General features: G+C 46.8%; 12 protein-coding genes. 4 read left to right on the forward strand and 8 right to left on the reverse strand.

What is annotated here, in order from left to right; translation table 11 throughout:
- Positions 1-136 (reverse strand): AAA family ATPase (locus B5F71_RS17310; RefSeq protein ID WP_158098135.1); only part of this gene is annotated, 136 nt, incomplete at its 3' end.
- A 158-nt stretch (positions 137-294) separates the two neighbouring features.
- On the opposite strand from B5F71_RS17310, the gene lgt reads away from it, so the two are divergent.
- From lgt to B5F71_RS17325, 3 genes are all read left to right on the forward strand, one after another.
- A complete protein-coding gene (lgt, locus tag B5F71_RS17315) occupies positions 295-1,125 on the forward strand; it encodes a prolipoprotein diacylglyceryl transferase (RefSeq protein ID WP_022038612.1) in 831 nt (276 codons plus the stop codon).
- Between the two features lie 300 nt (positions 1,126-1,425).
- Positions 1,426-1,593 (forward strand): hypothetical protein, encoded by a 168-nt coding sequence (locus B5F71_RS20470; protein WP_158098136.1) that lies wholly within the window; start codon positions 1,426-1,428, stop codon positions 1,591-1,593.
- A gap of 174 nt (positions 1,594-1,767) precedes the next feature.
- Positions 1,768-3,486: an AAA family ATPase gene (locus tag B5F71_RS17325; protein WP_241148644.1), complete on the forward strand. Its 1,719-nt coding sequence runs from the start codon at positions 1,768-1,770 to the stop codon at positions 3,484-3,486.
- Positions 3,487-3,946: 460 nt separating this feature from the next.
- On the opposite strand, the gene B5F71_RS17330 is transcribed toward B5F71_RS17325, so the two are convergent.
- The 7 genes from B5F71_RS17330 to argR are packed head-to-tail and all read right to left on the reverse strand — an operon-like array spanning position 3,947 to position 9,038.
- Positions 3,947-5,080: an aminotransferase class III-fold pyridoxal phosphate-dependent enzyme gene (locus B5F71_RS17330; RefSeq protein WP_022039052.1), complete on the reverse strand. Its 1,134-nt coding sequence runs from the start codon at positions 5,078-5,080 to the stop codon at positions 3,947-3,949.
- A gap of 41 nt (positions 5,081-5,121) precedes the next feature.
- Positions 5,122-5,538 (reverse strand): four helix bundle protein, encoded by a 417-nt coding sequence (locus B5F71_RS17335; RefSeq protein WP_087212796.1) that lies wholly within the window; start codon positions 5,536-5,538, stop codon positions 5,122-5,124.
- Positions 5,539-6,507 carry an N-acetyl-gamma-glutamyl-phosphate reductase gene (argC, locus tag B5F71_RS17340; RefSeq protein ID WP_087212799.1) on the reverse strand — a complete coding sequence of 323 codons (969 nt, stop codon included), beginning with the start codon at positions 6,505-6,507 and terminating at the stop codon, positions 5,539-5,541. It abuts the gene before it with no gap.
- A 2-nt stretch (positions 6,508-6,509) separates the two neighbouring features.
- On the reverse strand, positions 6,510-6,704 hold the full coding sequence (locus tag B5F71_RS17345) for a PspC domain-containing protein (protein ID WP_022039049.1): 195 nt from the start codon (positions 6,702-6,704) through the stop codon (positions 6,510-6,512).
- Between the two features lie 16 nt (positions 6,705-6,720).
- Positions 6,721-7,926: an argininosuccinate synthase domain-containing protein gene (locus B5F71_RS17350; RefSeq protein WP_013618751.1), complete on the reverse strand. Its 1,206-nt coding sequence runs from the start codon at positions 7,924-7,926 to the stop codon at positions 6,721-6,723.
- Between the two features lie 48 nt (positions 7,927-7,974).
- Positions 7,975-8,541 carry a GNAT family N-acetyltransferase gene (locus tag B5F71_RS17355; RefSeq protein ID WP_087212804.1) on the reverse strand — a complete coding sequence of 189 codons (567 nt, stop codon included), beginning with the start codon at positions 8,539-8,541 and terminating at the stop codon, positions 7,975-7,977.
- Positions 8,542-8,558: 17 nt separating this feature from the next.
- Complete coding sequence (gene argR, locus B5F71_RS17360) at positions 8,559-9,038, reverse strand: arginine repressor (protein WP_022039047.1); 480 nt, start codon at positions 9,036-9,038, stop codon at positions 8,559-8,561.
- A 284-nt stretch (positions 9,039-9,322) separates the two neighbouring features.
- On the opposite strand from argR, the gene B5F71_RS17365 reads away from it, so the two are divergent.
- Positions 9,323-10,051 carry a class I SAM-dependent methyltransferase gene (locus B5F71_RS17365; RefSeq protein ID WP_087212807.1) on the forward strand — a complete coding sequence of 243 codons (729 nt, stop codon included), beginning with the start codon at positions 9,323-9,325 and terminating at the stop codon, positions 10,049-10,051.
- The last annotated feature ends 261 nt before the right edge of the window (positions 10,052-10,312 follow it).

Here is a 10,312-nt window from a genome sequence, read left to right on the forward strand (position 1 = left end):
CGAACCTGCGGGGACGGCTGAGGAAATAAATCACACCTTCCTTTACCAGTTGGTAGAGTAAATCCGTTTTGTCTACATAACAGTATCCTTCTGTTATCATTTTCTCAAAGCTCTGTATGCCTATCGGGAATTTCATCGTACTACATTATTAAATATATGCAAGTACAAATATAACGATAATTTGCCAGTCCGGCAAAAAGATAGGGATAGTTTCAAAATTTAACAGAACTTCTGCCCGAAGAACAGATGCTTTTTTGTTCCTTTGCAACTGTAATTACATAAAAGGAAAAGACGATGACGTTAGCAAGCATAGTATGGGATGTAGATCCTGTTTTGGTACATTTGGGACAGATTGAACTCCGCTGGTATGGACTGATGTGGGGATTGGGGTTTATTTTGGCGTACGAGATTGTATCGCGCCTGTTCAAGAAAGAAGGATATCCCGACAATTGGGCAGACAAGCTTTTTGTATATTGCATTGTAAGCAGTGTGGTCGGTGCCCGGCTGGGACATTGCCTGTTCTACGAGTGGGACTATTACAGTGCCAATCCGGCAGAGATTCTGAAGATATGGAAAGGCGGGCTTGCCAGCCATGGAGGCGTGTTCCTCCTGATACTGGCATTGGTGTGGTATTCCAAGAAAGTAACCAAGAAAAGCGTCTGGTGGCTTTTCGACCGGATGATACCTGCCGTAGCCGTGGTATGTATGTGCATCCGCTTTGGCAACCTGATGAATTCGGAGATATTCGGTTATCCTACTACTCTGCCTTGGGGATTCGAGTTTGTCCGTTCGCGCGAGTGGCAGGAATTGTATAACCAAAATGGACTGGCTCAAGCTTGTCATCCCACACAGATTTACGAGATGCTCTATTGTTTCGTGGCATTGGTCGTTTCGTGGGTGATGTATCATAAATATCAGTTGCAAAAATACGTAGGGCTGATAACGGGCGTATCTCTGTTGATATTTTTCGGCGCGCGCTTCGGACTGGAGTTTATGAAGAATCCGCAGGTAGCCGAAGAGGTAGGCATGACGCTCAATATCGGACAGTTGCTAAGTATTCCACTTATTTTATTGGGAATCTTTCTTATCGCTACATGCAAGAAGCGGAAAGAAGACTGGAAATAGACAGACAAAATAAAGGTGTCTGGCTTGGTAAGTCCAAACTTTTTCCATACCTTTGCGTGGGATGATGAAAGTAAGATAGCACGCTATCTTTCTGGTTAAAGAATTGGAAAAATCTTAGGATTCATCCCCCCAATTAGCGTGCGATAAATTCAAAAACAGTTTTTATAAAACAACAAAACAATGCAAAGACACAACACAATCGGTTTATCACGTAGCGCTTCTTCGTAGAAGGGCGAGGATGACGTGTGCTTTTGTCGGGCGAATGTTTTTGCTTGGCAAGGCATGGCGTTTTCATACGTGATGGAATCGGCAACCGCTGGAGAGCGGCAGGGGTTGTTGTGTTCTTTGGCTTCGTGTGTATTTGCCTTTCTTCCGGATGGGGAAGAAGGGCTTTTTAATATCCGCATTCCACCCAATAGCCTTGTAGGAGCGTATCGCATACGCCCTGAAGATATCCGCATGGGTTAGTTGATGCATTCGGGCGTATGCGATACGCCCCTACATGGGATGTTTGCGGATATTCAAATTTTGTTTTCTTATGTTTAATCTTTCATTGTTTTGTTGTATATGAAAAATCATCAGATTCGCGCGAGGCGCGCCGAGGGGAGTGCGGTTTCTGCTCCCGAATATGCTGTAAATTGTTTGAATGTTGATATTATCCTTGCAAAAGGACGGAGCGACGTGCGTGAATTGTCTGTCCGTCTTTATACTTCCGCTTACCGGCTGATGGGTGTCGCTGCCCGGCAGGCGTCCTCAAGCAAGGCGATACGTACGTGGCATTTCGAAGTCTCTTCATCCGATGCCTGGACGGGCGGGACGTATCGGGCTTTTGTTTATGTCAACGGCGTTCCAAGCTGGAAAGCGGAATTGTTTCTTTACACGGGCGAAGGCATTGATTCGAGTGCCCGTTTGGAAAGCCTGGAGCCTTCTTCGCCCGAAATGCTCTTTGCCGGGCGGTTGGCTTTCCGGTCGTGGTGGCCTGTTTTGGAAGGCTTTCATCTTGACGAGGATTTCATCGTCCGTTTCATGGAGCAAATCCGGCTCTTTACGCAAAATATAGAAACGAAGACATGGGCTTCGGTACCTCCGCTTCAAGTGACGGGCGATGCCGATTGGGCGGAGCGGTTCGCTTCGTTGGTATTGGTTCCTTGCGTTAAGGAGGAATGGGGGAAAGAATGCGTGCTGACCGAGGTGAGCGGGGCGGATGATGATATGCTTTCCCTTCACTTGTTGGAGCGGGTGTGTTATCTGGTAGGCGCCCATATCGCTCCGGATACGGTATTTGTTTTTCACGGAGCCACTCTGACCATGGAATGGCTGAATGCTGATTACTACCCTTATTTCTCGCTCTTCGAGAATGAAGACACGTGTTTCCGTCTGCCCGAAACGCTTCTTACCGAAAGGAAGACGGAGCCTGAAGGCTTCTCTCCGGACGAAACGGAAATGCCGGAAGCGGCAGAAGTACAGGACGAGGAAAGGAAACCTGCCTTGCAGCGGTTGGAAGAAATGGTAGGTCTTTCGCGGGTGAAAGACGAACTGCTCGAGGCTTGCGCGATGGCTTTGTTCACCCGGCGCCGCAAGGAATTAGGGCTGGAAGTTTCGGCAGAGAACCGTAATCATTTCTTGTTCTTGGGCAGTCCGGGTACGGGGAAAACCACCGTTGCCCGCCTGATAGGGGAAATCTACCATGAAATGGGGTTGCTCTCACGTGGGCATACCGTAGAGACGAACCGTGCGAAACTGATAGGCGAGTTCATCGGTCAGACCGAGCAAAAAACCTGTGCTGCGATAGCTGAGGCCCGTGGCGGGGTGCTTTTCATTGACGAGGCTTACACACTTGTTCACGAAGACGATTCGCGCGACTTCGGCAAGGAAGTGATTCATGCTTTGATGACCGTTCTTTCCGAACCGAACCCCGACCTGATAGTCATCCTGGCGGGTTATGAAATGCAGATGCAGGCGTTGTTCCGCTTGAATCCGGGGCTGGACAGCCGCTTCCCGCTCCGCCTTCACTTTGATGACTTCACATCGGACGAATTGACGGAAATGGCGCGGCACTTGTTGGCGGAGCGTAACTTCGAACTGAGCGAGGCGGCAGACGTCCGCTTGGCGAAGCTGATAGAAAAAGCCGTCTTGCATAAGGATGAGCACTTCGGCAACGGCCGTTGGGTACACAATCTGGTAGAGCACGGCATTTTGAAGTGCATGGCGAAACGGGTGATGGCGTTGCCGCTTTCCACCGAATCCTCCGAATTGTTCCGCTGGATAGAGGAAACGGATGTCGCCGGAGCCGAACCTGCCTTCCTTTATGAAAACGCCCCGAAGGTTGCATTGGCGAGGCGCATCGGCTTCACTGCTTGACTGGGGTACTTACCCCGATGCATATGGCTGTTTGAAACGTTCCATATAACTCTGTTTTCAGTCCTCCTTAATTAGGACTGCTGTGTTGAGGAGTAGAAACTGCAGTCCTATTGGTAGTAGGACTGCAGTCCTGGCATATTAGGATTATGCGAGGACTGGTATGGCAAATACTATCAGTGTAGCTTTGAACCCTTGGAAACAATAGTTTCGGCGCGCACTCGCGCACCTCCCTGTTGTGATTTTGCTCTTAAATTGGTATCTTTGAACCGTTGAAAACAACTTTCAAGAACAGGAAATTTGATGAATAATGTTGTGATTTGCTTTCAAATTAGTATCTTTGAACCATTGAAAACAACTTTATTTTTCTATTTTGTTATATTGAACGAAGTGAAGCATCTCGTAGACATTGAAGATACTTCACTTCATTCCCTTAGACATGTAGTGCTACTATGCAAATTTATTACCCTATTGTTTTCATCGCATTTTGCAAGCGAGTGAGGAACTCATCCGCTTCGTTCATGCTGAGGCAGAGAGGAGGAAGCAGACGGATGACATTGGTTCCGCTTACACCTGTAAAGACTTTTTGCTCGAAGAGCAGTTTCGTACGCAGCTCTTTAACAGGCTCTTCAAATTCCAGCCCTATCATCAGACCACATCCGCGCACTTCCTTGATGCCCTTGAAACACTTCAGTTCTTCTAATAAATGTGTGCCGACTTTTGCCGCATTTTCTATCAGCTTCTCTTCTTTTATGACATCCAGTACGGCAATTGCTGCGGCACAAGCCAGGTGATTACCGCCGAAAGTCGTGCCCAATTGTCCGTAAACGGGTTTGAATTTCGGACTGATGAGTACGCCTCCCATGGGGAAACCGTTGCCGATTCCTTTGGCTACAGTAATGATATCGGGGCGAATGCCGCTGTATTGGTGAGCGAAGAACTTGCCGCTTCGTCCGTAACCCGACTGGATTTCGTCCAGAATCAGTACGGTGTTGTTTGCGTCGCAAGCTTGGCGCAAAGCTTTCATAAAGTCTGTATCGGGTATCCGGATGCCGCCTATCCCTTGAATACCTTCAATGATAACGGCGCAGACATCGCCTTTTGCCAGTTCGGCTTTCATGGCTTCTGTATCATTCAGCGGCAGGTAGGTAACATGTTGGTTGGCGTTGACAGGAGCGATGATTTTCGGATTGTCGGTCACTTCTACCGCCAGCGAGGTACGTCCGTGGAAAGCTTTGCCGAAAGAAACGATGCGTGTGCGTCCGTTATAGAAAGACGCCAGTTTCAGGGCATTTTCATTGGCTTCGGCTCCTGAATTGATTAAGAACAGCTGGTAATCGTCATAGCCGCACATCGCTCCCAACCGGTCGGCAACTTCCTGTTGCAGCTTGTTAATGACCGAGTTGGAGTAGAATCCCAGCATAGCAACTTGTTTGCTTATCATTTCCACATAGTGCGGGTGTGAATGCCCGATGGAGATAACGGCGTGCCCTCCGTACAGGTCAAGGTATTCTTGTCCTTTGTCATCCCACACGTGGCAGGCTTTTCCCTTGACAATGTTAATGTCAAAGAGAGGATATACATCGAAAAGTCTCATTTAAATTAAGAATTAAGAATTAAGAATGAAGAATGAAGAATTCAGTGGGTATTTCCTTCATTCTTCTTCTGGTTATTTTTTACTGTTTTTATTGATGAAACGAATAGGGCTATTAATTCATTGCAGTCTTCTTCTATACTGGTAAACGATTGTTCATCCATATAGTCACTGTCATATAGCAGATTGAGCCAATAGTCGGTTTCGTTTGCCTCTTTCAGTCCGACGCTTAATTTATTAATAAAGTCAGCTGGACTTTGGGCGAATTCTGATTCACGTACCAAAGCACCAATAGCTGTTCCCGAACGAAGAACTTGTTTGCTAAGGATAAATTCTTGTTTTTCATTGCGCAGATATTGTACCATACGTACAATGCGTAAAGCAAATAAATAGCTCTTGATATGCAATGTCGAATTATGCCGTTTACGAAAATTCTTCATTCTTCGTTCTTCATTCTTCATTTAAAAAGCGCTTGGCTTCAGCTTGAGTCCTGTCGTTTCTTCCAGGTTGAACATCAGGTTCATGTTGTGTACTGCCTGGCCGCTGGCGCCTTTCAGCAAGTTGTCGATGCAAGACACGATGAGGAGTTTGTCTTCGTGCTTCTCCAAGTGAATCAGGCACTTGTTGGTGTTGACCACTTGCTTCAGGTCGATGCTCTTCTCTACGATATGCACGAACGAGTCTTCGGCATAATAGTCTTCATACATCTTCACGATTTCGGGCAATTCTACCTTCGTCTTTATGATTGTAGTGGCGAAAATGCCTCGGGCGAAGTCGCCGCGGTAAGGGATGAACGTAATATCTGCATCGAAGCTGTTCTGCAATTGCTTCAGCGACTGGCATATTTCCGGAAGGTGCTGGTGCGTGAACGGCTTGTAAATGCTCAGGTTGTTGTTCCGCCAACTGAAATGCGTAGTCGCTCCCGGTTTTACTCCGGCTCCCGTACTTCCGGTTATGGCGTTTACAATGATATCACCTTTCAGCATCAAATGTTTTGCCAAGGGCAACAGCCCCAACTGAATGCAGGTGGCGAAACATCCCGGATTGGCAATGTGCTTGCTATGACAGATGGTACGGCGGTTCAGTTCGGGAAGACCGTATACGAAGTCATGGTCTTCAGCGGCAATGCGGTAATCCATCGACAGGTCGATTATCTTCAAGTCTTCGGGCAGGTTGTGGCTTTCCATAAACTTGCGCGTGTCACCATGTGCCGTACAGAAAAACACCACATCCACTTCATCCAGTGGCAGTGCATCGGTAAAGGTCAAATCGGTTTCGCCATACAGTCCTTCGTGTACATCGGTAATCTTATTTCCGGCATTGCTCGAACTGTTGATGAAATGAATCTCCACATCAGGGTGATTGATAAGCAGGCGAATCAGTTCGCCTGCTGTATATCCTGCTCCTCCTATAATTCCAGCTTTTATCATACTCAGTTATTGTCTTCGGGAACGATAATCCACATTAATAAATAGATGATGACACCTGCAAAAGCGGTAAAGACGGTCAGCAATGCATAGATAAGCCGTACCAGTGTCGGATCCAGATCGAAAAAACGGGCTATGCCTGAGCATACACCGGCTATCATTCTGCTATTGCGTGGACGTCTGAGTTTCTTTCCTTCCATAGTTGTTGGTTTAGTGTTACATCATTTCGTCTTTATGGTTTGCGTAATAGGCTCTCAGCGGAGTGGAGAGTACTTTGATAAAGCCTTTGGCATCTTCTGCCGTCCAGCCTTTCTGCATTTCCCCGTATTCGCCCAGCTTGTTCTTTACCAAGTCGTCTTCTGATTCTACGCCTACGGTAGAGAAGCAATAGGGGCGGAGTTCAAGGATAGCCGTACCGTTTACGTTGCGTTGCGATTCGGTCAGCATGGCTTCGATGTCGCGCATCACCGGTTCCAGGTATTGGCTTTCGTGCAAGAACATGCCGTACCAGTTTGCCACCTGGTCTTTCCAGTATTGCTGCCATTTGCTCAACGTGTATTTTTCCAGAAAGCGGTGTGCACCGATTATCAGCATCGGGGCTGCGGCTTCGAATCCTACGCGTCCTTTGATGCCGATGATGGTATCGCCTACATGCATATCCCGTCCGATACCGTAAGGTGCTCCGATTTCTTCTACACGCTGGATGGCTTTGATTTTATCGTCGAACACTTCCCCATTGACAGCGTACAGCTCGCCTTTCTTGAATTCCAGTTTCAGCAGTTCGCTTCCTTCCTTGGTGACTTGTTTCAGGTATGCACTTTCGGGCAGTCCTTGTGCCGAATCCAAGATTTCCCCTCCGCAGATGGAAGTGCCCCAGATGCCTACGTTATAGGAGTATTTCAGCTTGGTAAAGTCGGCTTCGAAACCGTGCTCTTTCAGGTAATTGATTTCATAGTCACGGCTTAATGCCATATCGCGGGTCAGGGTGATGATTTCCACTCCCGGAGCCATGACCAGGAACGTCATGTCGAAACGTACTTGGTCGTTTCCCGCACCGGTAGAGCCGTGCGCAATGGCATGTGCACCGATTTCGTTGGCATAGCGGGCAATGGCAAGTGCCTGGAAGATGCGTTCCGAACTTACGGAAATAGGATAGGTGCCGTTACGCAACACGTTCCCGAATATCATGTATTTCAGGCTCTTGGCGTAGTATTCTTGTGTTACGTCGAGGGTGACATATTTCACCGCGCCTAATTTATAGGCATTCTCTTCATTCTTTTTCAATTGTTCGGCACTGAATCCGCCCGTATTGGCACAAGCGGCATATACTTCATATCCTTTTTCTTTTGCCAGATACATCACGGTGAACGAAGTATCCAGCCCGCCGCTGAAAGCAACGACAACTTTTTTCTTTTCTTCCATAAGGCTATATTTATTATGTGTAATTCTTCATTCTTAATTCTTCATTTGTCAGAAGTTTGTATGCTCATCGTCTGTATGCAGTGCCGGGTCATAGAGCATGGCAGTACAGATGCAGAACTTGCGGTTTTTTGCCATCAGTATCTCGTGGTTGATGCATCCTTCGCATCCTTTCCAGAACGCTTCGTCATCGGTCAGTTCGTTGAATGTTACCGGTACATATCCCAGTTCGGTGTTCATTTTCATGACGGCTGCCCCTGAGGTCAGGCTGAATATCTTGGCTTTGGGCCAGCGCAGGCGTGCCAACGTAAACGAAGCGTGTTTGATTCGTTTGGCAAGTCCGCATCCACGGTATTTAGGGTGGACAATCAAGCCCGAAGTGGCTACATACTCCTTGTTTCCCCATGATTCGATGTAAGTAAAGCCTGCAAACTCATCCCCGCAAAGGGCAATGATGGCTTTGCCTTCTTTCATTTTGGTTGCGACATATTCGTGCGTACGTTCGGCAATGCCTGTGCCCCGCACTTTGGCAGCTTCCCGGATGGTATCCAGAATTGTGTCTACGTATGCTTCGTGCGAAGCATCTGCCACCATAACGTCTATTTGTTTTGAGTCCATTTCTGTATGATTATTCTTTATAAGTTGATATTCGCTATCACATGAGCAAGTGCCTGTTTCAATTCCGTACGGGTGCATCCTTCCCGCATGACCAGCATGATGGTATCATCGCCTGCTATGGTTCCGATGATTTCATGAAAATGGTTGTTGTCTATGTCGTAGGCAAGGCTGCTGGCATATCCGGGGCGTGTCTTGATGACGGCAATGTTTCCGGAAAATTCAATAGACAGGAACCCTGTATGACGAAGCATTTCCGATGCGCTTTGCGGGTCGGTCATGCGTTTGTACATGGTGTTGTTGGGCAACACATATACGTAATTGCCGTTCATGCTTGCTGCTTTTGCCACTTTCAGTTGTTTCAGGTCGCGCGAGAGTGTGGCTTGTGTAAGTTGGAAACCTTCTTTTTCCAGTTCTGCCAAAAGTTCTCCCTGACTGCCTATCTCTTTGCTTGAGATAATCATCTTGATGGAATCGAGTCTGCTGTTCTTGCTTTTCATCTGCATATTTATTCTTCAATCGGGTGCAAATATACAGATAATATGGAAACAATATTCATTTTGAGCGAATATTTTTTCTAAAAACTTGTATTTATCCACTTTTACACCTTTTTCCTGTTGTCTGTATCCGGCATTGCTTGAATAGTCCTTTCCCTTTGTTGATAAATTCCGCGACGTTTTTTGCTTTCAGCTTCACCAGTAGCCGTTTTTTACATTTTGTCAAACAATCTGTTCCGATTTCCGGAGAAAATGTGTAAGTTTGCCTGACTATTAGAAATCATATCATGAAAAGACATAGGTTGACTGAAGACAAGGACCCGATGGGACGGGCCATTTACGAATATTTTACAACTGGGAAAGCTGGAAAGTTAAGGGTGTTTTCCTCACAATTTGATGAAGATGAATTGCCGGTAAAGGATTTGTTCCGCACTTTGGAACAGATGCCTTTGCTAGAGCAGAAGGCTTTGCAACTGGCATACGGGCGGATATTGGATGTGGGAGCAGGGAGTGGATGCCATTCGCTTGTTTTGCAGGAGATGGGGAAAGAAAGCCTGGCTATTGATATCTCGCCTTGGGCGGTGGAAGTGATGAAAAAGCGGGGAATAGACGCTTATCTGACAAATGTGTTTGATATGGGATTTACAGGGCGGTTCGATACCATTCTGATGCTGATGAATGGATCGGGTATCATTGGTAAACTGAAAAATATGCCGGCTTTTCTCACAAGGGTTAAGCAACTCTTGGCTCCGGGAGGATGTGTACTGATGGATTCGACTGACCTTCGCTATCTGTATGAAGATGAAGACGGGAGTTATCTCGTCGACCTTGCTGCTGATTATTATGGTGAAGTAGACTTCCAGATGCAGTATGGCAAGGTAAAGGGAGAACCGTTCGACTGGCTTTACATTGATTTTGATACCCTATCGGCATACGCCACTCCGTATGGTTTTCGGGTAGAAAAGGTGATGGAGGGCGAGCATTACGATTACCTTGCGCGGCTGTCCTTGCGTTGAGGATTTTTCATCACAGGTTATAAAATTTGAATATCCGCAACATCCCATGTAGAGGCAAAAAGCGGATATTCATTTCAGAAAACCATCCACAAAAATATTTTAGAAGCTGTTTTGAATTTCTCCAAAAAGTTTTTCTTGGCTTGATGTATCCGTTTTTCGTGTGTGCTTTGGGCGATTTTTTGGTCCTTTCCGCTCCTGTTCTTCGTCAGATAGCCCGCTATCTTCCTCATCACAGAAGCGAAAATGCCTCAAAAACTCATC

The organism is Bacteroides sp. An269 (assembly GCF_002159755.1).
GTDB lineage: Bacteria > Bacteroidota > Bacteroidia > Bacteroidales > Bacteroidaceae > Phocaeicola > Phocaeicola intestinalis.